Annotated in this window: 1 pseudogene; it reads left to right on the top strand. The window is 69.4% G+C overall.

Annotation, left to right across the window (positions count from 1 at the left end):
* Window positions 1-355: 355 nt before the first annotated feature.
* Window positions 356-555 (top strand): annotated as a pseudogene (locus CCL05_RS41490) (peptide synthetase); the annotation flags it as partial.

Genomic DNA, 555 nt, shown 5'->3' with positions numbered 1-555 from the left:
CGCAGTACGGGCAGTGCGTGGGCGTGGCGGTGGTCTGCATACCGTTCAGCCTGCTTCCGCCGTGTTACGCCCGGGACGGTTCCCTGTTACGCGGCAGGGACGGCAACCTCCCCGCCGCCACCGCGTCTCCGTGAGGCACAGGCCTGCCCACCTTCACGTCGCCGCCGACCGGCACGGACGTTGCCCTTGTGACCAAAAACGCCACATGTGGCTCATTGCTCTCCTTTCTTGGCCGATCCGGCCTAGTTGAGAGTTGAAGCAGCGCCACTACGCTCTCGCTACGCGCAGCGCTCGCACGACTCCGTACGGCGTTCGAACATCCGACACTCGAACACAGCCAGGAGGCCATCCGACCATGCCTCTGCGCCATCTCACCCCCCATGACCGGCAGCTGTTCCGCCAGTACGGCCGGGGCCCCACCGTCCCCGTCCCCGACCCGCTCCTGCACCACGCCGTCGCCCGGCACGCCGCCGCCACCCCGCACGCCGTGGCCGCCGAACACCAGGGCGCGCACCTCACCTACGGCGAACTCGACCGGTACGCCGACGCCCTCGC

Source organism: Streptomyces africanus (assembly GCF_002150735.1).
GTDB lineage: Bacteria > Actinomycetota > Actinomycetes > Streptomycetales > Streptomycetaceae > Streptomyces > Streptomyces africanus.
Note: the sequence above shows the minus strand (reverse complement) of the source record. Positions and strands in the feature narration are given on the sequence as shown.